We start from the raw sequence: 23,019 nt of genomic DNA, 5'->3' as shown, positions 1-23,019 counted from the left end.
TAATCAGCAATCCAACTAATAAACACAAATAAGTTAGATAGTCAACGATTAAGGCAAATCAATATTTATGCTACATTTTTATTTAATTCTTCCCAAATTAGATTACCCTCATATCGATGTGAAATCTCTCCTACTTCATCCATTATTAAAAGTTGCAACCAACCATTATCACAGAGATCTCTTACACTATTATGCTTCTGTATTACATTATTTATAGCAGACATTGGAGCTGCAATTATTACATTTAATTTAAGTGGTTCGTGTTGAAAGTTTTCGCCATCATGAACAGATTGCCATGGAAGCCCCACTCGTAAATCACCCGAATATCCCTCAAGCACTCCTAACCCTGCTGTGATATTATGAAGTGTTTTATTACCCGAACCAAAATTTTTATTGTCTACCGTAGATGCGTAGTACTGTAAGTTAATCCAACTTGTAACAACCATTGGTGCTGTCATAATAGCTTCCAGAACAGAAAAGTTAGAATCTTTTTTCCAATCATATGTATGTAAAAAAGATTTACCTTCTAAATCAATACCCAAAGATTTTTCGCGAGGTGCTATTACAAAAGTTGAGCAACCGGCAAGCCCCCATTCCGGACGTATTTGTGACCAATCTTTACTTCGTTCGATTACACGTTTATCTACATCCCCTTTTGAGTTCGAATACATACGCAAAAAACGCTCGGATCGAGATTCCTTACCAGCGTAAATCAAAGATTGTTCAAGATCAATCAGTTCATTTTTCCGATTGGCAGGTACATCTTGTAGATTTAAGATTCTCACTTCATCTGTTGTAGTATCATGAAGACAGGCTAGAAATATGGTATTTTCAGGAATGTAAATATTATGTGTCTGCAAACCTGCTCTCACAAGTGTATTGTTCAAAATGGCTGCAGCGACTTTTGCATTTGCTTCACCCGTATGTCCGCCACATGCACCACAATCTAAGCCTGTTGCATGGGGATTATTCACTGTGGTTGAACCATGACCAACAAGTAACACAAACCCAGCAAAATTATCTGTCAATGACATTCCGACCAAAGCATTTTTAGCCATTTCAATTTGACTTGCTATTTCAATACCTACATTTTCATTATTGTATGTATTGAAAGCCAATCGGACTGTTTTATTTTCATTAAAAGACTTCTTTAAACCAATTTTATCTGGATGAGGTATAGGTCTTGTTAATCCAAATGAATCCGTAAAGAGTTTAGGTAAATAGGTCAAGCCCATTGGACTTACAAAGCTAAAACACGTAACTGCTCCTGCTTTGAAAGATTTCCATATCTGATTCACTTGTTGATTCAGTACTCGATTTTGAATTGCTATTTGATTTTGTTTTATATCAATTAGTTCTTCCAATATCGTTGGCCCTGTCTTAAGAAGTACTGGACATTGTGCTTCACCACCTATGTGTCCAAGCGGCACATATTTGATTGATAAACCAAAGAAACCAGCAAAGCCATATGTTTTGATTTTAGTATCCACTAATTCAAGATTTCTACGGTAAACTTCTGAGCGAACATCGATACAGAATATTGCTTGTGCTTTGGGTTTAACTATTTTTTTTATATTATTTTTTTTGTTGAATTGGAATTTATTTACAATTTTCCGTTGTGCAGATACATCAAAAGCTCCTTGTAAAATCAACTTGTAAAAAAGTTGATGATTCATTTTTTGAGAAACTTCATCTATTGTTAGTATTTGTATCGACGCATTCCATTTTTCTTTTAGAAGATCGTTGTTCAGGGTTTCAAGCAAACATGCTTCCCAACATACAAGAACTGCTAAAAACTCAATCAACTTCCCATCTTTCCCATTATACAAATTGTTTTCCCAATCTAGCTGACCAGCATAAGCAGACCAACCGCCAACTTTAACGAGTAAACGATGTAAATATATGGACAATCCTTTTTCTGGCACACCTAATATATCTAACGAGTACTGTATAGCATCAATAGGATGATCCGGAATTTTCGAAACTTTTTTTCTGAAATCTTTCAGGCCACTTAACTGTGGTGTAAGATCTATTGTCGCTTCATTTTTCCATGACATAAATAAACTTTCTGTTTGATTTGCTACCGCCCAAACAGCCTGACCTTTATCAAAATAGGATGCAGCCCATAGAGAAATTCGTGCAATCATAAATCGATTCCAATCTTTTTGAGTCACTTCTGTAGCAATATCGGAAAGAGAAGAAATGGATTGAAGTTCTTCGGAATTGCTGGAATAATTTTCGATCGCTTTTATAAATTCATGTGCACCTAAATAATATTCGTTTTTGATTAAAACCTTTTCTAAATCTTCATGGATAATTTCATCTGTTTTAATTTTTTGTAAGTAAAACGACGTAGGTAAAGTCATTTGTATTCCTCCGGCAGCTGCCAATTCTCTTGCTGCATTTTCAAACGATAGATTGGTCAACCCTAAGTAAGGGTTGACGGCAACAAAATTCTCAAGTGGCCAAACGGGAGCAATTTTTTTACATGCTTTTCGAACTATCCCTAATAAGTCAAGTTGCTTAGCAGTTAAACCTTCAAATAAAATTTGTTTCGAAATATGTTGATCTGTCATATTATTTTTAAGATTAAATGTTTCAATAAATATTTTTATACTTCTACTGATTGTCCTTTATTAGCAATTTTATTATTGTCTGAAATTTCAATATGCTGAGGTTGTAAATGAATCTTTAATGACCCGACCAGTCTATCAAATAATGTATTTGCGTAAAGCCCGTTTCTTAAATGAAGTATGATCGATTTACTGAATAAGGACGAAGATGTTAAAGGGGAATAAATTTGCAGAAATACGGCAGCAGAAAATATGATCGTAATAAGACATACTAAAATCATTTCACCTGTACTTAATATGCGTAGTTGAGGTAAACCTGAATGTAACAAATAGTGCATACCCGACTCGAGAGTGAAAAATAATGCCACAACAACGATCGCTAATAAAGAAGTTTTTAGTATCAACTTATAGCTTCCATTTGAATCAAGCGCAGAAGCAAATAACGTTGAAAGTCCCATTACGATTATCGCTCCAATAGCTAAGAGTGATAATTGATTTTCAAAATCAATCCCCCAAAGTAACGCGAAAATTATATAGACACAGATTGCTAAGACAATTCCCAACACAATATTAAAAGGATTTCCTGTTCGTTTAGGTTGTAAAATTGGTGAAGTGCGTATAACCTCAATCAAACTCCCTGAAGAAAGGAAGGCATGAGCTTTATAAAAAGAATGAGCTACAAGATGCAACATGGCAGCAGGATACAACCCAAGACCACAAACAAGTAAGCTAAATCCCATGTGTGCAACACTTGAGTAACCCAGTGCCGTTTTAAGAGATGTTTGAGTAAGAAATACGACTGAAGCAAACAGTGCTGTAAATCCACCAACAATGATTAATATATAAGAAGAGTACATACTTACTTCCATTATATATGCCATTCGAACAATCAAAAATGGACCTGCATTTAACAATCCGGCATGTAAGAGTGCAGAAACAGGGGTTGGTGTTTCCATTACTTCTATCAACCAACCATGCGTAGGGAATTGAGCAGACTTTAATAACGCTGCAAAAACTAAAAGTATAGCTGCATATTCTATGTTTACAATTCCAATACCTAAATCCATTGATAGTTTTATGGATTGAAATATAACTTCTAAATTACCAGTCTTGAATATTGAATATAATACGATAATTGCACCAAGCAAACAACCATCTCCTAAGCGAGCAACGATAAACTTTTTACGAGCAACAACAATAGCACCAGGACGTTCGGAGTAAAATACCAGTAAGCGGTGTAACGAAACACTTGTTAAAACCCAAGAGGCAAATAACAATGCCAAATTGCCTGAAAGAACTAATAATTGTACAGATGCGATGGTTGCTGCTAATCGACCAATAAATATGCCTTGTCGCTTATCACCGTCTAAATAATTTAAACTAAACTTAACTACAATGAAACTAATTAAAGAAATCATCGACAACATCAATACACTTAATGTATCTAGTCGGATACTAAACCCAAGTTGATTCATTCCTAATAAGGATGTTTCTAAAAGCCCGTTTATAAAAACCAAATAAGCACATACAGCAGCAACGATTATACTAACCCCGGTTGTTAACGTACTTATTCCCTTCATAAATTCTGGACGCATGCCTGGTTGAAACCAAGAGACAATTGCTGTGACAACAAAAGTTAATGGAGCAATCAAAGAAATCAGAGCAAGATATTGTTCAGTCATAACTATTTTATTTATAGATGTTTTATTAAATAATTTGAATAGTAATTGAGGAATCTATTTTTATTTTTTTTTCAGCATTCTTAGCAACTTGAATAAGATCGTTTATAGACTCTTTACACAACCTTAATTCCTCTATTCTTGCTAAAGATGATTTATCAACATATCCAAATCGAATTTCTCTACTAAAAATTCGAAGTTTATGAAATTGAATTTTTTCAGTTATAAGATGAGTGGTTACTTCCAGTGCCTCATCAGGAGCAAATTCCCCTTTAATAAGAACAAAATTGTCTTTAACAATTTGCGGAGTTGTTTTTTGATGTGATTTTTCCATAATTCCTTTACATATTATTTTTACAAATCTGAGTTTTTTGATTCATAAATTTTTATTTATATTTATTATGGAATACATAAAATATATTTATGAATTATACAATACATCAACTCCAGATATTTATTAAGGTTGTTCAAACAAAAAGTATAACAAAGGCTTCAGAAGAGCTCTTCATGACACAGCCGGCCGTTTCCATTCAATTGAAAAATTTTCAAGATCAATTTGCAGTACCTTTAACTGAGGTTATAGGACGACAATTATATATTACTGATTTTGGAAAAGAGATCGCAAAAATTGCTGAAAATGTAATTGAGGAATTGGAAGTGATTAACTATAAAACAAATTTGTATGAAGGAATAATGACAGGAAAACTTAGGATTTCCTCCGCATCAACCGGCAAATATGTTATCCCTTTCTTTTTATCTGAGTTTCTGGAAAAAAATTCGGGGATAGATCTGATACTAGATGTAACCAATAAAAGTAAAGTAATTGAAAGTTTAAAAAACAATGAAACTGATTTTGCATTGGTATCTGTACTACCCGACAATCTTCCTATCGAAAAAGAATTTTTAATTGAAAATAAATTATATCTGATTGGAAATAAAAATATCCGAGATGAAAGTAAACCTTTAATTTATAGAGAAGAAGGTTCTGCTACGAGGATGGCAATGGAGAAGTATTTTAACTTACATGAAGGAAAAAAACGAAAACAGATGGAACTCACATCAAACGAAGCTGTCAAACAAGCTGTAATTGCTGGCTTGGGATATTCTATTATGCCTCTAATCGGAATTAAAAATGAATTGCTTAATAAGCAAATGTATATTTTAAAAACAAAAAATTTGCCCATAAAAACGGAATGGCATCTAATTTGGTTAAAAGGAAAAAAACTTTCACCTGTCAGCCAAGCATTCTTAAAATTCATTCAAGTAGAAAAGAAAAACATATTAAAATCAAATTTTGATTGGTATCTAAAGTTTTGAAGTAATTAAATAAATACATTATATAATATTACGTTTCACCTTAATTTAATACGAAGGCTTGCTATTAAAGTTGAATACTCCGTACTTAGTAACTATTACATAAAACTTATTACCCTTATGCGTGATATCAGCGGCAAACAGATTACTCTGCGTACAGCAACCGGAATTGGTATGGTTACCTGTTCTGCATCCACGATTGATCATATAAAAAACGACACCTTACCAAAAGGAAACATGTTTGATGTGGCTCGTGCTGCAGCATTTTTAGCAGCCAAAAATACATCACAACTTATTCCGCATTGTCACCCGGTTGGTATCGATGGCATGTCTGTTGATTTTGAAATACTGGATCCTGTAAAACATACAGATGAACTTGGCATTTCATTAGAAGGCTTACACGGTGTTGTTATACGTTCACAAATAAAATCAATCGGCAGGACGGGAATTGAAATTGAAGCACTAACAGGTATTTCAATTGCAGCGTTAACGGTCTATGATCTATTAAAAAATATTGATAAAAATCTAAGTATAGGTCCTATTCGATTGCTTGAAAAAACAGGTGGTAAAAGCGGACAGAAATATTTTAACACACCACCGAGATGTGCTGTATTGGTTTGCTCCGATTCCACTTTTGAAGGAAAACGCGAAGACAGTTCCGGGAAAAAGATCCTAGAAATGTTAAACGAGCATGGCATTACAAATGTCTCGTATGATATTGTGCCAGACGAACCGATGCATATTCAGGAAAAAATACGTGCATGGGTAGCCGAAGATTATGCCTACATATTTACTACGGGCGGTACCGGTTTAGGTCCAAGAGATAAAACCGTTGAAGCAGTAAAAGCAATTATAGAACGTGATGCCGATGGAATCACAGAAGCAATGCGTGTATACGGGCAAATGCGTACACCACTTGCGATGATGTCGCGGGCGGTGGCAGGTGCGATCCATGAAACATTGATTGTTACTTTACCGGGCAGCAGCAACGGCGTGCGCGAATGCTTGGAAGCAATTTTACCGGCAGTATTTCATGCACGGAAAATGATGAAAGGCGGAGGACATTGATTATGATATCATTTGAAGATGCACAGAAAATTGTTTTAAGTAAAAAACTTAAAGCCTCTCCTAATAACATTACGCTGCTTGAAAGCATTGGAAATTTTTATTCAGAAGATATTGTTGCGGATAGAAATTATCCGCCCTTTAACAGAGCTGCAGTAGATGGGATTGCTTTTTATTGGGATGGCACCTCTCCTGTTAAGGAATCATACAAATTAGCAGGAACAGTATTTGCCGGAGAAATGTGGCAAACAGAAATTCAGGAGTTTGAGTGTTTGCGTATCATGACAGGTGCACCGGTACCTAAACAGTTAAATGTTCTTGTACGTGTCGAAGATATTTCAGCAGAGAACAACAGCATCTATTTCAAAAAAGGTATAACTTTTACTCCGATGCAAAACATTGCAAAGGAAGGTGAAGATGTTTTAAAGAGTACTGTTGTGTTAAAAAAAGGAATGCGTGTAACACCGCAGCATGTTGGTACGCTTGCATCCTTGGGATATGGATTTGTTCCTTCGTATGATTTTTTAACAACAACCATTATCCGCACAGGTAATGAAATTATTGAGCCTACAACTGATACCATAGCAAGCTGGCAGATACGTGATTCAAATTCATTTACCATACGTGCACTGTTAAAAGATTATCCGTTAAATATTGATGTACGTTCTGCTCTGGATACGATTGATGCTTTAAAAGAACAGATCGAAGCCGGTAAAGAATCGAATATCTTAATCTTAACAGGTGGTGTATCGGCGGGAGACGCAGACTATGTACCCGAAGCACTTGTTGCGTGCGGCTTTACCTGTCACTTTCATAAAGTACGAATCAGACCTGGCAAACCCATTTGGTTCGGCACACATCCCAATGGCTGCGTGGCTTTTGGATTACCTGGAAATCCGTATTCTGTTCAGATCGGAATTAAAGTTTTAGTTGAACCATTTATACGTGCTTGTTTTTCAAATTCGGATAATACATTCACAAACAAAGTATTTACGCACGAACGTTTGCAAAAGATCGACTTCGATGAATTTATTGTTGCAAACGAAACAGCAACAGGTGTTGAAGTAAAGAAGCACAATGGCTCGGGAGATATTTCAGCAACCTTATTCAGCACAGGTATGCTGCGACACAATGCAAGTATAAAAAAAATGGAAGCTGGAATGTCGGTGAACTATTATCCATGGATAAAGGTGGACTAGTGAATTAGTTGTCAGTGGTCAGTGAACAGTGGCCAGTAATAAAAATTTAGTAAAAGTAAAATACAGTTAAAGACTGCCTCACTGGTACTAGTCCCGCTGCGCTAAGACTAGCGCCAGTGAGTTAGTAAACACTAAACAGTAAACAGTGGTCAGACCACTCCCTAGAATGATGCACAGGAGAATAGAAATAGATGAGCTATAATATAGAATTGGTCAGACCACTCGTTTTTCATACTGACAACTGACCACTGTTTACTGACCACTAATTCTTTTTTCTATCTCAACCAATTTATTTTTATCGCTTGCGATTACAACCGGACACATTTTAGCACGCTGAAAAGCCGAAATAGCCTGTTCTTCTTTGCCCCAATAGGTATACAACAAACCCAATTCATACCAATGGCGCATTAATGTAGGGTCGATAGCAATCGCTTTATTAAAATTTTGTTCAGATTCAACATATCCTCCATCAGGTATTTTTCCTATAAAAGTTATTGCCAGTTTCTTTTCAACCCAACTGATATTCCCTATTTCTCTATACAAAGAACCCAAAATGGAATATGCAATATCGTCTTTCGGATTTAATTGAACAGCTTTTAATGCATCGGCCTTTATACTGTTACACAACTTCACACGGGCAGTACTTCCTTCATAGATCGCAATATTACCAAGGGCAGCAGCTCTCCATGTATATCCATTACTATTCGAAGGATCTAATGCTATACACCTGTTCGCAGCTTTTTCCGCAGCTCTGAAATACACTTCTTTTTCAGTACTCACTGCTACATCTCCATAACATATATTTGCCTTCGAAATTTTCCATTGCGCTTCAGCTTTTGAAGAATCCAGATTATACCAGGCAATGGCATCGCGGTAACGCATAAGGGTGAAATATCTATCACCAGTTGCAATCGCATCATTCTGCGTGTTCACGATTGAAGACGCAAACAGTAATAAAAAGAAACTACTGATAATATATTTCATTGTTTTTTTATAATGATTGTGATTTCTTTTTAAGGAAAATAGTAAGGCGTATATCTTTTTTTGTCAAATCAATATAACACAAAAAAAACCAGAAACAGTTATTTACTATAAACATTGATCTCTTCTGTATTGTAAACAGGTTTTCTATTTTTTGTAAGATCGAATTTTTTATCAATGACATAATAATCAAATCCACGCAGCGTATCCGTATCTACCTTGCCACCAGGGAAATTATATGATTGAGAAGACATATACCCACGGATTTTATTTTCAAACAGAAAATTTATTTCGAAAAAGTCGGATGAGAAAAAATAACTCCCATTACCAACAATCTTAGTATTTATAGTATGATAAGGAATATTGAACGTCTCATATTTTTTAATATTGAAATAAAAGTTCAAGAATAAAGAAAGCTGAATCAATAGCACAACAGCAATCACATACTTAACAGATATTTCCTGTATCAACTTCCAATAAGGAATACAAACCAGAAATATCAGTACGACAGCATAATAATTAAATGTTCTTGGAAACGGAATCACAGAATGACCTATAAGCAACAGGAATGGACTTACAATAAAAACAACAAAGGTTTTAAGTTCAAATTTCATCTTAAACTTAATTAACAGAGCCAGCGAAATAAGTAATAGGAAACATATAAAGATATAGTTTACACCCGTAATTTCGACAACTGCATTTCTAAAGAAATCAACCAACTGATTCATTAATTCTGTTCTGCTGATAGGAGCGACAAATCGATTACTGATCAATGCTCCTGCCCCATTTACAATAATAATGGGCATATATAAAATCACAACAACGAATACGGTAAACACATTATACAAAAACTGTTTTTTCAATTGTAGCCGATTGTTCCATAGAATAAATACATTCAGTATAATGAACACATATAAGTAAGAAGGCATTGTAAAGAAGCCAAGTATGTTACTCACAGAAAACAACAACCAGTTTTTTCTGCTATCGTTTTCAAAAATAATTTTATATGAAGTATAAAAAGATAAAACAAAAAACAACATCACCAGTCCATATCCGCGAGACATGTAACTATAATACATCGACATAAACAACATGGATGAAATACCTGTAATAAGCAAGGAAATATGTTTCGAATAGTATTTTTTGAGAAACGAAAAACACAATAGCCAAGTAAAAAAAGAAACAACAATACTCGAAACCCTCAGGCAAAACAATATGGGTAAAAAAGGAATGTAGCGTGTTATGTTTGTAATGATTGAATGCAATACGTGATTATTGGGCAACGGATAAAAGCTAAGTGAAACGAATATCGATTTTGAAGTGAATTGCAAATAAGTATAAGCTTCATCGTATGAAACAGGCATAACAATCGCAAAGAAAACAGAGCTCCCAAGAGGAAATATCAGTAACCATTTAATCTCTGTATATCTGAGTTCATTCAGTAGTATATATACATTTCTTTTAATAAACGTATAAACGCTCTTAAAGAATAGAATTATCCGATCCAGAATAAAGAGTAAGAATGTAAAACCAGCTGCAACTGCCACACACATCAGTTGAAGAATTAAAAATTTCTTTGGAGAAACCATGTTTAAAATCTTCTCTACATTCGGACTATCGCCCAATAGTAGAAGCATTGTTTTTTCATAACCCCAAAACATGGTCATAACAAAGCATCCTATGAGCAACGTTACTATTGAAATGAATAAAATCTTTAGAGTAATCTTCATGTGATTCATTTACAAACGTACCAATCTTGATTTAATGCTGATATGACTACACAATCCACTCGCAAGGATTTACTGATAGTGATAGAAAAAACCTTTATCCAAAACCGTCCATAAACATGCTTTCAAACCTCCGGACTTCAAACAATTATTTGTCCAGGTATTGCAGGTATAAAATAAATTATACCGTCCTTTTGCTTCATAAAACACATCGTTGTTGCCATACGAAACATTCGGAATCTGCATATACGCATTCGATTCGTTTACCTGAAAACTTGATTCGACAAAAGAAACGATTTTCATATAATCCGTTTTTGAAATTAAAATTTTCTTACAGCGTTCTCCTTCTTTTAATTGATCAAAAAAAGTAACATGCATGGCAGAACTGCTTAAATAAAACAACGCATTAAATGCAGTTTTAAATGTAAGATCACCCCAGGTTGGAGTATCCAGATAAAACCCTTTATCTCCCCAGCCAATAGATACATACTTAAAATTCGTTTTACCTGCTTTCGTTTTTTTGGAATCCAGTTGGAGTGACCAATCTTTCAATTCATTTTTTATTGGCAATACAATATCTGTGTGTACACCATTAGAACGGATATACACCTCAACACAATCTTCACTACAGGATTTGAAGTCAGTATTTACAGGAATGTAAGCGATCGAAACTACGATTGCAGCATACGCAACCAGACCAATCAAAACGTACAGAAAGTATTTAAAAAATCTTTTTAGCAACTTCAGGAAATTAAAATTCATTGAATGTATTTTTAGTTTGAATGATTGATATCTTCAGGTGTATTTGCATTCTTAAAATATTCTTCATTTCCTTTTTCAATCGGAATAAAAAAACTGTTACTGATTTCAATACAGTGCTTCATACTGAACTTTGTTAATTCACCTGCTGAAAATAGCCAGTATATTTTCTTTAATGCTTCAGAAGTATAAATACCTGGCATGGGTTCAATAGTACCATCTGTATGTTGGTACACAAGTATATCATGCCCGATACTTATTTGATCATACGCATCTACCAATTCATTCAGGATCTTTTTATCCAGTTGAATCATATCGCACGGCAGAAGCAATACATCGGTTGAGGGATATTTCAGATAAAATGACAACAAACCTGCAAGCGGACCTTTGACATCTACGGCATCAATAAGAATTGAATTTGCAGCAAGAAAAGTAGCATAAGTCTCCATTTGTGATGGTTGAATGGAATATACGACCGACAAGTTTAATGAAGTGCATAAATTGCCTGCATGCTGTGCCCAGCGTTCGCCATTCAGATCCAGCGTGCCTTTATCCTGGCCCATGCGGGAACTTTTACCACCAGAAAGCACTAAAGCCATCAATTTATCGGGGTCTTCTTCAGGTACGCCACAATACATAATCTATCTTGTTTTTTCAATTACAAGATAGATATTTCTATTGAAAAACAGTCAATTTGTGAGGTAAAGCAATTTTCAGATATGCCAGCTAAATCAAAAAAATGCTGAGAAATTTATGTGGTTTTTCGAATAATAATAAGACACCACGTTCCGTAGACAAAATGAAAACCGGCAATAGTAAAAAATATTATATTATTAACAGAAAAATGTATCGAACTATAGAGCACGATTCCAACAACAGCGATGTTATAAAACATCAGCCCTTTAACAAGAGCCTGCGCATTCGCACTTTCTGAGATCAACCAACACACAATTGCAATCGACAGTAATGCTGAGCCTCCAACCATAGAAAGGATCAAGCCACTTACTTCAGTAATAGAGTGCCCTAGCAATAGATTCGTTAACACATTGGGAATAAAAATAAGAGCCAATCCCGTCAAACCTTCTATGATAGATGTAGATTTCAATAATAATTTCATAATATGGATGTTAATAAAAGTTTTTTTTATACAAGTAAAAATTTCAATCCTGCGGAACACAATACAACAAACAGAATTCCCATCAATATTTTGTTGTTATACAAGGTGGATCCCAAATGAGATCCGGCAAATCCGCCTATAACAACTGCGGCAATCCAATATTGTATGTTGTGTACATGAAATGCGTTGGTATATATATGACCAATAAGGCTGGTAATAGAATTACATAAAATAAACAAAGCCGCAATACCCGATGTTTTTTTCAATGAAGTCCAGCCCATGAGTATGATCAATGGTGAAAGAAAAATACCACCACCCACTCCGATCAATCCACAGAACAAACCAATCACTGCACCTATGCATAAGGCAGTATAGATATTTACTTCGGAGACTTTATCCTGATCAATGCGTTTACTTTTAATAATTAAACCAACAGCAGACAATAATAAAAAGAGACCGGCCAGGACTTTAAACCAATGTGGATCTAATGTAATTGCACCACCCAAAAATGCCGCGGGTATGGACGTAGCAGCAAAAGAAAAGAAAACCTTTTTATCAAAATAACCGGCAGATATGAATTTATAGGATGCAATTGCGGCAACTATAATATTCAATAGTAATGAAGTTGATTTAATTTCTATTAAAGGAAATGAGAGTAACGCCATCACTGCTAAATAGCCTGAAGCACCGGCATGTCCGACTGAGGAATAAATAAAGGCAACAAATAAAAATAAGGCGAACGTACCAATAAGAATAAAGTCGAGCATGAATTATAGTTTATCCAATCCTCCAAGGTTTTTAAAACCTTGGAGGATTTCGTTTGTTAGTCTATTAAGAAGTTGAACAAGAACAATTATGTCCCCACTCGCTTGTACCATCTGCAAAATATTCACGTTTCCAGATTGGAGCTTCGTGTTTCACTTTATTAATGATGTATTGGTTTGCTTCATATGCTTCTTTCCGATGACGTGAAGCTGTAATAACTACTACTGCGGCTTCGCTTATACCAACTCTTCCAGAGCGGTGTATACAGAGGGCCATTTTTAAATTCCATTTAGAAGATGCCTCAAGCAGAATATCATGGATCATTTTTTCTGCTAAAGATGTGTGTACTTCGTAATCCAGATACAAGACTTCTTTATCACTGTCCGTACGTACTTCACCACTGAACAACAAAATTGCGCCAGCTTCGGGATGGTGATATTCTTTCAACAGATCTGCCGGAGAAATATCAACCGAAGAAATATGTATGTCATTAACCACCGCTTGAGGGTGGGATAACGAATATGTTTTCATAGTTTTTTATTTCCTGATCCAGCGACAGCATTTGTACATCTGTTGAGAAGCGACATGCTTCCAATAGATTTTCTGCAGCAGGGTATGTTACTTTTAAATATTCTTTAAGATCTTTGATCGTCTTGACAGATGTTTCAGTCAACTTCCATTCAGATGGCATAAAATCCTTAAGTGCAGCAAATACATGAATGTTCATCGCATTTATCCTCCAATATATTTCATGCTTATTTCACTTCCTGTAAAGTGATCTTGTTTTTGTGCTAAGGCAGTCTCTAAAGCTTCTGTTAAAAAAGCATCGGCACTTGTTTTAACATCAATACCTTCTGCAGCACTGATGCAGCCATATATTTTACCTAAGCTATCCAAACGAAGTCTGTTGCAATCTGAACAGAAAGGCTCTGATTCATTGGCAATAATACCAAACACCATCCCCTTGCTTGTTTGCCAGTATGTAGCTGTGTTAGACCCGGCCCGTTCCATTTTAGCAATAGTTGTAACAGAAGATATCTTTTCTACGATCTCATCCATTCCATAAAAATGATCTGTTTCGTTGTAATGCAAGTAGCCCATCTTCATGAGTTCCAAAAAACGAATGGAAATATTTCTACTTGAAGCGTATTCGAACAACGGAATGATCTGATGGTCGTTCACTCCTCTTAATACAACTGTATTGATCTTTACTTCCAATCCTTTTGCAATGGCATTTTCAATTGCATCCAATACCAAACGAATATTATGAACTTTTGTAATAGACCGAAATACTGTAGGATCGAGTGCATCCAAGGAAATATTTACAGATCTTAAACCCGCATCAACCAAATCATCCAGCATTGCAGATAATCTCAAGCCATTTGTAGTAAGTTTGATGTCTGTAATTCCAAGTTCAACAATACCTTTAATCAGTGTAGAGATCTCATTAAATAACAATGGTTCTCCTCCTGTTAATCGTATTGTTTTCAAACCAACCTGCTCATGAATTTTTTTAATTATAGAAAGATATTCTGCAGTAGTAAGTACGGTTTGTTTGTTTTCTGTTTGAACAACACCAGGTGTTACACAATACACACACGCCATATTACACAAAGAAGTTAAACTCACGCGAAGTGTTTTAAATTCCCGTCCGAATGAATCCTTTATAAGTGTGCTATGCATGTTCTTTATCGAAACCTAAAAACAATTTAAAGCCTTTTTTTGGATTTGAACAGATAGAGCAGCAATAATTTTCAGGTAATTCATCATACGATGTACCTGCAACAATACCTTCATCCGGATCTCCAAATTCCGGATCATACAATGTTAAACAACTAGTACACTGATACACAAACTCAAAGCTCTCTTTACGCTTTATAACTGAAGGCGTAGCCTTTTGCTTCACTTCAACTTTTTCAGACTGAGCATTTTTCTTTCTGTAAAATTCCCGTGTCAAATAACAGATAAATTCTGGTAAATTTTTCTTTTTAACATAATCCATAAAGGATTTATCTACCGGATTATTGGGATTGAAATTTTCTTTATATCGAATATGGTATACTGAAAAATAATTTCTTCCGAATAAACTAAACAATGGCTCCTCAACAATTTTAATGGAATAAAAATTATCGTTGGCCTCATTGTTCACACCTATGATCAAACCTTCCGTGCGTTCATCTTTTACTCGGAAATAATCATTCACATAGGTTCGCACCTCATTGCTGTTTTCATTCCATTCATTCATGTTCCAATTCAGCTCATGAGCAGCATGCCCTGTATTCACATTATACAAGCCAAGTAAATTTTCCCAAAACAGAATTCGTGTAGGTGCTATATTTTTCAATAAAAAACTATCCCAGGGAGTGATGTAAATTGTACCGATATTCGACTCCAATGCTTCGACACAAATAGCATCGATCAATGCAATTGAAAACTCGTTCGATTTATTAAATATACCCAACCACTGCGCATTTCCATTGGTATGAAAACCTTCTACAGGAAAAAAATGATAATCCGGAATAGCCGGATAACTATCCACCTTTTTAAAATTCCATGTATCCAATTGATATAATTCTTCCATCAATTCAGATAACGAAATCTTATCCTGAGCCTGAATACATGTTTGAATAAACATACTAAAGTTAGCAATCTTATCGGATTGGATCAGGATCGGCATCCAGCCTTGCTCCTTTTGTTGAGGCAAAGAAAAATACACATTCCAGTAATTTTCTGTGGAAGATGCCACAAAATTCAATACTCCTGTAAATAAAGGAATGGCATGCTGATCGGGATCAACAATATTGATCGCAATGCGTGGCTGAAAATCAAAGCTATCTAAAATATCCCGATAATCTCCTTCTGTTAACCAAACTTTCGTTTTGAGTATATCTTTTACTAAAGCAGAACAAATAATATTATAGGATTCATGAACGCTGATAGAATATTGCAAGGACAGCAATTTCATACGTACTTTGAATTGCTCAACCTGATCTTTGTCAATTGAAAAACGAATTTCCTGACGTATCCCTAATTGCAGACAATTCGCACCAAACTGCTGTGCCAGCATAGCAATCTTTCTCAATTCTCCCGGAGATACAAAACCTCCGTTGCAATAAACCTGAATCGATACTTGTTTAGGCATAAGACTCTCGGGGTTTAGAAGTTTCTAATTCAGCATTCAAACGATCTAAAATTGCTTTCACTTCAGGTTTACAGCTTCCGCATCCTGTACCTGCACCGGTTGTATTACAAATAGATGTTACATCTTTGCAGCCACCTTTTATTGCGTTTTCAATATTTCCACTGCCTACGGTGTTGCAAGAACATACCAGTTTTCCCAACATCGCTTCTTTGGAAATACTTCCGGACATCAATAAGCTTTCGCGTTTCTCACCAAGCTCTACTCCTGATTTTATCCAATCTCTGAATTCATTGAATTCAGATTTATCACCCATGAGAAGCGCACCCACCAGGCGATCCTGATACACAATACATTTCTTATAATATTTTCGTGTTTTATCCAGGAAAATAATTTCTTCGTATGCAGGATCATTTGTCGGTGTTTCTACCATACCGATCGAACATAATTCTACTCCATGAACTTTCAGAATGTTCATACTAAGTGTGCTCAGATAATTTGAAGTGGTGCTGCCATTCAAATATTCAGCCAATACATTTGCTTGCTCTTCTGCCGCAGCAGTAATACCAAAGAGCGCTCCATTGCGTTCAGCAATTTCGCCCATTGCGTACACATGCTCATTTGAAGTCTGTAAATGTTCATCTACCACTACACCTCTATTCACAGTCAATCCGGCTTGTTTCAGGAATTCGACATTGGGTTGTGTACCGATTGCAAACAGAATTGCTTTGCAATCAATCTTACGGCTACTTTTCAAACGAATGCTTTCAACGGAATATTCACCGTTTATATACAACACTTCATCATCAAAGTATAAATCCATACCACGATCGCGAAGCTCTTTCGCTAACAGACTTGCAGCTGTTTTATCCAGTTGCCTGTCCATCAAACGGGACGACCGTTGAAGAACTGAAACCTTCATGCCAATTTCCACCAGAGCATCGGCCATTTCCAGACCCAACAAACCACCTCCAACAACAACAACCGAATCGCCCGGGGAAATATGATGCATTAAACCATCTGCATCTTCTCTTCGCCGCATGGTAAAAACACCATTCAACGTAGGAAGATTTTTCATCGTAGCAGCACGACTACCCGTTGCTACAACCAAGCGATCATAATGATGCACTTCGCCTGATTCATCAACAATAGAATTTGACTCCGTAATTAATTTTGTTATTTTTTTCGGAATAAGTTTCACACCCAATTCCAGCCATTCTGCTTTACGTAGCTTTTCTAAATTTTCCCAATGCTTGTGTTTACTAACATACTCAGGCAGCAATACTCTGTTATAAAAATGATAATTCTCTGCACTGAATACCGTAAGTGTATCTTCAGATCCTAATTCACGATGACGTTTAATAAACTGACAAGCAGCTGCACCTGCACCAACAATAACAATATGCTCTTTCTTTTTAACATACTTCGTAACTTCTACAGCCGTGTATTTAAAATCCGGTTCTTTAGAAATCGGATCAACTAAATTATTGGTAAGATTGTTGGCGCGTGTCAAATCAGTACTTAACAATCTTCCCCAATGCATCGGAAGAAATACGACACCGGGCTTAATGTCTTCTGTAAGAATTACAGTTACACGAACATCTCCTCTTCTGCTTTCAATCGTAACAATATCATCCTGTTTAATGCCACGCTTTTTAGCATCTACAGGATGCATCTCAAGGAAAGGTTTAGAAATATGCTTATTCAGTTTACGTACTTTTCCGGTACGTGTCATCGTATGCCACTGATCCCGAATGCGTCCAGTAGTAAGTATCAAGGGATGATCCGCATCTAATTGTTCAGAATGATTCATTGAATCAACTGAAATAATATTTGCCAATCCTGTAGGCGTATAAAATTTATGATCGGTGAATAACCGCGGTGTCCCCGGATGTCCGGGTGTAGGCACCGGCCACTGCACGCTTCTGCGTTCGATCAGATCTGCATACGTTAGGCCGCTGATATCAATATTGGTATTCTTTGTGATGCGTGTATATTCTTCAAAAATTTCTGCATTGGAAGAATAATTAAACGAATCTTTCCAACCCATTTTGGCAGCAAAACGACAAAGAATTTCAACATCCGGTAATGCTTCCCCGGGCGGTTCCATTACTTTAGAAAGATAGCTCATTCGACGATCCGAATTGGTCATCACGCCTTCTTTCTCCATGTATCCTGCTGCAGGTAAAACTAAATCAGCATATGGAATAGCTTCATGCTTATCCGAAATATCCTGAACAACTACAAAACGTGCGTTACGCAGCGCAGCTTCTGCATTGCGCGCATCCGGCAAACTAACCAAAGGGTTGGTACAAATGATCCACACTGCTTTCATCTTTCCTGAAAGCAATTGATCAAACATTTCTGTAGCAGTTAATCCTGCTTTCTCACTGATCTTGGGAACACCCCAAAAATCTGCTACCTCTTGTCTGTGTTCAGGGTTTGCAAGATTTTTGTGTGCAGGCAACATATTTGATAAGCCTCCAACTTCTCTTCCGCCCATTGCATTCGGTTGCCCGGTCAATGAAAGCGGCCCTGCTCCCGGCTTACCAATCTGCCCTGTAATTAAAGATAAATTTAATAAGGAAACATTTTTATTTACTCCAATCACGCTTTGATTCAATCCCATTGCCCACATAGATATGAAGGCTTTGGAAGCTCCGATCATATCGGCAGCTTTGATGATTAAATCACTTTCTACAACACAAATATCTGCAGCTTCCTGAATGCTCAGAACAGATACTTTATCTTTAAACGCTTCAAATCCACTCGTATGATTTACAATAAATTCTAAATCAATTTTTCCGGTTTCAATTAACCTACGTGCGATTGCATGATATAATACAATATCTGTTCCTGGTTGTATCTGTAAATGAATGTCTGCAAGCGAACAGGATTGAGTCTTGCGCGGATCTACAACAATTATTTTAATATCCGGATTTGCCGCTTTGTGATTTTCTAATCTTCTGAATAAGATCGGATGACACCAGGCAGGATTTGCACCGGCAATAAAAAAACAATCTGCCAATTCAATATCGTCATAGCTCAGCGGAACAGAATCTTCGCCTAAGGCTAGCTTGTATCCCGCCACCGCCGAACTCATGCACAATCTGGAATTAGTATCTATATTATTTGTCCCAATAAAACCTTTCGTGATTTTATTAGCGATATAATATTCTTCTGTTAAGCATTGACCGGAAACATAATACCCAACTGAGTCGGGTCCATATGTTGAGATCAATGATTTAAACACCGCTGCTGCTCTATCTAATGCTGTGTCCCATGTAACACGCTGCAAAGGCATACTGCGATTGCCTCGCATCTCCGGATACAGCAACCGATCGGATTGATCCATCGCAGCATAATGCAGATTCATTCCTTTTGAACACAACATGCCTTTATTGGCAGGATGTGATTCATCCCCTTCGATCTGAAGAGAGCCGGATACAGATTTGTGTATCTTAACGCCGCAGCCTACGCCGCAATAAGAACACGTAGATGTATATGTTTTATTTGAAGCAGCCATGATTGTATTCGTTTAAAAGGGTGTAATCGAATAAAATTCATTTGCTATGCTACAACTTCTTCAATCACTATTTCAGATTTAGAAGATACCGATGCTGTTGAGGTAACAAATCGAATGGTAAAGGCTAGCGCAGCTATTCCTAATATACAATATCCAATGATCTTAAATGCATCGTTGTATGTTAAATCTTCACTTTTAAATAAGAAGCCCATCAACACAGCACCGAGATTACCACCTGCACCTACAATACCTGCTACACTTCCTACCGCATTTTTATTGATGAACGGAACAACGGCATACGTTGCACCATTTGACATTTTAACAAACAATGCAAAACAGATCATGGAGATAACTGAAAATACAAGAACTTCCATGTTTGCAAATATCAAAATACCGATAGCTTCTAACAGAATACAACTGCCCAATACTAGCACTCTGCCGTTTAAACCTTTTGTAATACTTACTTTATCACTTAACATACCACCTAATGCGCGGGCAAAAATATTCATCATACCAAACGATGCAGCAATCAAACCTGCAGCCGCTAACGACAAATTGAATTTATCTTTAAAGTACAACGCTGCAATGTTATCGATCGTAATTTCAATACCAAAACATGCTCCGTAACAAAATGCCAACACCCATACACGATAATCTTTTAATACAGTTGCAAAAGATACCTGTGATTGTTTTTTCTTTAATGTGAACGTCGGATCTTTCTTTTTCAGATCAGCAAGATTTCCTTCCGGAGTATCTGTTGTATACAAAAAATAAATGATCCCCATAATAAACAATGCTACACCGGGAACAACCATCGCCAATCTCCATGATTCACTGTTTGTAAAACCTAAGGCAACAAAACCTGCAAAGATCAAAGGCATTACAAGCTGTGTAACTCCGCCGCCTAAATTTCCCCAGCCCGCAGTTACTGCATTTGCTGTACCAATTACATTTGGAGCAAACATAGATGAAGTATGAAATTGTGTAATTACAAAAGATGCACCGATCACACCGATTACCAATCTGAATAATAAGAACGAAGTATAATCGTTACTTAAACCGATAAACATAACCGGAAATGCACCGATGATCAACAAGGCTGAATACATGATGCGCGGCCCGATGCGATCACATAAATATCCGATCAGCAAGCGTGCAAATATGGTAATCGATACCGACGCAATCATGATATTACCAATCTCTCCTTTGGTTAAATGAAGTTCTTCACGAACAATAACCATAAGCGGTGCAATACCAAACCAGCCAAAAAAACATAAGAAAAAAGCCATCCATGTTAAGTGGAACGCTTTCATATTCGGTGTTTTAAAACTAAATAAGTTAATTTTAGTTGCTTTTAACGAGTTCATAAGGGTACGAGTAAAAGGGTTATCAATACTTACGTACAAATATAAGCAACTTTACGTAATAACTAAGTAATTATACCTATTTATTTTACGTAAAAATGATACTTTATTGAAAAACCAGCTAAAAACCGACTTAAAAGCTGATTTACAGGAAATATATATCTGAATATTGAGTAAATTATTGGTATGAATCCCCGCATAATCAACCGTCTGTTATTTTTCTTCCTTTTGCTTCTCAACCTTCAAAGCTGTTTGCCAAGTAAAAAGTTTGAGCACGCCAAACATCCTGTTGCGCCGGATTATTCAGATGAAAATAGTTGGGCTGCATTACCATGGAGATTTGATGCTGCAGATTGCACCCCACAAAACTGTTCAAGTGCAGACAAACAGGATAGCGCACAAGTAGATGTTTTTTATGTATATCCCACAGCATATGTATTCGGAACAAAATGGAACGCCAGATACGACAACCAACATGTACTTTTCCGGATCGGCCACTTAATAGAATCTCAGGCAAGCGTATACAATGCGTGTGCAAAAGTATATGCACCATTATACAGACAAGCCATTCTGAAATCTTTTATCAATAAAAAAAGCGGTCCTTTAGCTCTTGATCTTGCCTACTCGGATGTCAAAGCAGCCTTTGATTATTATATGAAACACTGGAACAAAGGACGGCCATTTATTATTGCAGGACATAGTCAAGGGTCCAATCATCTAACGCGTCTGTTAAAAGAAGAAATCGATGGAAAAGATATTCAGAAACAACTGGTAGCTGCTTATCTAATTGGAATGCCGATAGCAGATACTACATTTAAAAATATTCCGATTGCAAAAAATGCTTCTTCTGTAAATTGTTTTATTTCATGGAATACATTTACCTACGGTACCAGATTAAAAACAAATGAATATTTTAATGGTGGTAACTGTGTAAATCCATTGTCATGGAAAACAGATACAAGCTACATACCTTCTGCATACAACTTAGGTGGAGCACCTAAACAACTAAACCGTATTGATCTGCATGTTTCAGATGCAAAAATCAATAACGGAATTCTCTGGGTACATAAAGTAAAACCGAGTGGCTATACACGCCTGGGCAAAAGCTATCATTTATGCGACTATAGTTTATTCTATATCAACATCAGGGAAAATGCAATAGAACGCACAAAAGCATATCTATTACTTCATTCATATAAGTAAAAAGTCTTTTCTCGTTCATTATTTATTTTCCAGCTTCGATTCAATATTTTTCAGAATTCCCAATTGCTCTGCCTGCACTTCAAATAAAATCTGAATTTGTTCTTCCAGAAGCAGATCTATTTTCTGATGCAAACTGCGAACTTCCAATTCGGCTTTGAGATTGATCAAATGATTATTTTCTGTTCGCTTTCTGTCTTTCTCTTCCTTTCTATTTTGACTCATCATAATAATAGGTGCTTGAAAAGCCGCTACAGTGGAGAGTACAAGATTCATCAGAATAAATGGATAGGGATCGAAATCATCTCTATTCGGAGCAAGTGTATTAAATAAGATCCAACCGGTGAGAAGAATACTAAAGGATATGATGAATTTCCAGCTACCGCCAAAGCTTGCAACTCCATCTGATACACGTTGCCCCCAACTCAATACCTCATCGGGTTGATGCAACAGATTTTCTACGATCAGTTTTTCTTCATCAATTGCCTGCTGAACAATTTGCTGAAGTTTAGTTAATTTTTCAGCTTCGGATTTCAGCAGGTTGTTTATGTCTTTTTCCATTTCAAAATATTTTAAAAGATGTTATGTATTCATTAGATAATACTATTGAA

The 23,019-nt window shown here is 36.2% G+C and carries 20 protein-coding genes; 4 read left to right on the top strand and 16 right to left on the bottom strand.

The window, feature by feature from the left end:
- Nucleotides 1-65 precede the first annotated feature (65 nt).
- The 3 genes from A3EE_RS0107220 to A3EE_RS0107210 are packed head-to-tail and all read right to left on the bottom strand — an operon-like array spanning nt 66 to nt 4,586.
- Nucleotides 66-2,576, bottom strand: a complete 2,511-nt coding sequence (locus A3EE_RS0107220; protein WP_018342773.1) for a YbcC family protein — start codon at nt 2,574-2,576, stop codon at nt 66-68.
- A 35-nt stretch (nt 2,577-2,611) separates the two neighbouring features.
- The gene (locus A3EE_RS0107215; RefSeq protein WP_018342772.1) at nt 2,612-4,255 is read right to left on the bottom strand and encodes a proton-conducting transporter transmembrane domain-containing protein; all 1,644 of its coding nucleotides are present in this window, start codon (nt 4,253-4,255) and stop codon (nt 2,612-2,614) included.
- 25 nt (nt 4,256-4,280) lie between these two features.
- On the bottom strand, nt 4,281-4,586 hold the full coding sequence (locus A3EE_RS0107210; RefSeq protein ID WP_018342771.1) for a hypothetical protein: 306 nt from the start codon (nt 4,584-4,586) through the stop codon (nt 4,281-4,283).
- 89 nt (nt 4,587-4,675) lie between these two features.
- Here A3EE_RS0107210 and A3EE_RS0107205 point away from each other — a divergent pair, with 89 nt between their 5' ends.
- From A3EE_RS0107205 to A3EE_RS0107195, 3 genes are all read left to right on the top strand, one after another.
- Nucleotides 4,676-5,569: a LysR family transcriptional regulator gene (locus tag A3EE_RS0107205; RefSeq protein ID WP_018342770.1), complete on the top strand. Its 894-nt coding sequence runs from the start codon at nt 4,676-4,678 to the stop codon at nt 5,567-5,569.
- 117 nt (nt 5,570-5,686) lie between these two features.
- On the top strand, nt 5,687-6,634 hold the full coding sequence (gene moaCB, locus A3EE_RS0107200) for a bifunctional molybdenum cofactor biosynthesis protein MoaC/MoaB (RefSeq protein WP_018342769.1): 948 nt from the start codon (nt 5,687-5,689) through the stop codon (nt 6,632-6,634).
- Between the two features lie 2 nt (nt 6,635-6,636).
- Nucleotides 6,637-7,830 (top strand): molybdopterin molybdotransferase MoeA, encoded by a 1,194-nt coding sequence (locus A3EE_RS0107195; RefSeq protein WP_033417687.1) that lies wholly within the window; start codon nt 6,637-6,639, stop codon nt 7,828-7,830.
- 252 nt (nt 7,831-8,082) lie between these two features.
- Here A3EE_RS0107195 and A3EE_RS0107190 read toward each other — a convergent pair whose 3' ends face one another.
- The 12 genes from A3EE_RS0107190 to A3EE_RS0107135 form a co-directional block, all read right to left on the bottom strand.
- Complete coding sequence (locus A3EE_RS0107190) at nt 8,083-8,814, bottom strand: tetratricopeptide repeat protein (RefSeq protein ID WP_018342767.1); 732 nt, start codon at nt 8,812-8,814, stop codon at nt 8,083-8,085.
- Between the two features lie 98 nt (nt 8,815-8,912).
- Nucleotides 8,913-10,541, bottom strand: a complete 1,629-nt coding sequence (locus A3EE_RS0107185; protein WP_033417686.1) for a hypothetical protein — start codon at nt 10,539-10,541, stop codon at nt 8,913-8,915.
- Between the two features lie 69 nt (nt 10,542-10,610).
- Nucleotides 10,611-11,300, bottom strand: coding sequence for a TIGR02117 family protein (locus A3EE_RS0107180; protein ID WP_018342765.1), 690 nt, complete (start codon nt 11,298-11,300; stop codon nt 10,611-10,613).
- Nucleotides 11,301-11,311: 11 nt separating this feature from the next.
- On the bottom strand, nt 11,312-11,935 hold the full coding sequence (locus A3EE_RS21250) for a molybdenum cofactor guanylyltransferase (protein ID WP_018342764.1): 624 nt from the start codon (nt 11,933-11,935) through the stop codon (nt 11,312-11,314).
- A gap of 113 nt (nt 11,936-12,048) precedes the next feature.
- Nucleotides 12,049-12,414, bottom strand: a complete 366-nt coding sequence (locus A3EE_RS0107170; protein ID WP_018342763.1) for a hypothetical protein — start codon at nt 12,412-12,414, stop codon at nt 12,049-12,051.
- 26 nt (nt 12,415-12,440) lie between these two features.
- Entirely contained in the window at nt 12,441-13,181 is a 741-nt protein-coding gene (locus A3EE_RS0107165) for a sulfite exporter TauE/SafE family protein (RefSeq protein WP_018342762.1), read from the bottom strand.
- Between the two features lie 64 nt (nt 13,182-13,245).
- Nucleotides 13,246-13,710 carry a molybdenum cofactor biosynthesis protein MoaE gene (locus A3EE_RS0107160; RefSeq protein WP_033417677.1) on the bottom strand — a complete coding sequence of 155 codons (465 nt, stop codon included), beginning with the start codon at nt 13,708-13,710 and terminating at the stop codon, nt 13,246-13,248.
- Nucleotides 13,670-13,906, bottom strand: coding sequence for a MoaD/ThiS family protein (locus tag A3EE_RS0107155; RefSeq protein WP_018342760.1), 237 nt, complete (start codon nt 13,904-13,906; stop codon nt 13,670-13,672). The genes A3EE_RS0107160 and A3EE_RS0107155 overlap by 41 nt, the downstream gene beginning before the upstream one ends.
- Before the next feature lie 5 nt (nt 13,907-13,911).
- Entirely contained in the window at nt 13,912-14,862 is a 951-nt protein-coding gene (locus A3EE_RS0107150; RefSeq protein WP_026209647.1) for a GTP 3',8-cyclase MoaA, read from the bottom strand.
- Nucleotides 14,855-16,321, bottom strand: coding sequence for a rubredoxin (locus tag A3EE_RS0107145; RefSeq protein ID WP_018342758.1), 1,467 nt, complete (start codon nt 16,319-16,321; stop codon nt 14,855-14,857). Before A3EE_RS0107145 ends, A3EE_RS0107150 begins: the two co-directional genes overlap by 8 nt.
- On the bottom strand, nt 16,314-19,844 hold the full coding sequence (locus A3EE_RS0107140) for a nitrate reductase (protein ID WP_018342757.1): 3,531 nt from the start codon (nt 19,842-19,844) through the stop codon (nt 16,314-16,316). The genes A3EE_RS0107145 and A3EE_RS0107140 overlap by 8 nt, the downstream gene beginning before the upstream one ends.
- Before the next feature lie 44 nt (nt 19,845-19,888).
- Nucleotides 19,889-21,211 (bottom strand): NarK family nitrate/nitrite MFS transporter, encoded by a 1,323-nt coding sequence (locus A3EE_RS0107135; protein WP_018342756.1) that lies wholly within the window; start codon nt 21,209-21,211, stop codon nt 19,889-19,891.
- Between the two features lie 183 nt (nt 21,212-21,394).
- Between A3EE_RS0107135 and A3EE_RS0107130 the strand changes: the two genes are divergently transcribed.
- The gene (locus tag A3EE_RS0107130) at nt 21,395-22,411 is read left to right on the top strand and encodes a DUF3089 domain-containing protein (RefSeq protein WP_018342755.1); all 1,017 of its coding nucleotides are present in this window, start codon (nt 21,395-21,397) and stop codon (nt 22,409-22,411) included.
- Between the two features lie 18 nt (nt 22,412-22,429).
- Here the strand turns inward: A3EE_RS0107130 and A3EE_RS0107125 are convergent, their stop codons facing one another.
- Nucleotides 22,430-22,969, bottom strand: coding sequence for a DUF1003 domain-containing protein (locus A3EE_RS0107125; protein ID WP_018342754.1), 540 nt, complete (start codon nt 22,967-22,969; stop codon nt 22,430-22,432).
- Nucleotides 22,970-23,019 lie beyond the last annotated feature (50 nt).

It is taken from the genome of Cytophaga aurantiaca DSM 3654 (assembly GCF_000379725.1).
GTDB classification, from domain to species: Bacteria; Bacteroidota; Bacteroidia; order Cytophagales; family Cytophagaceae; genus Cytophaga; species Cytophaga aurantiaca.
This window is presented reverse-complemented; position numbering and strand designations above follow the sequence as displayed.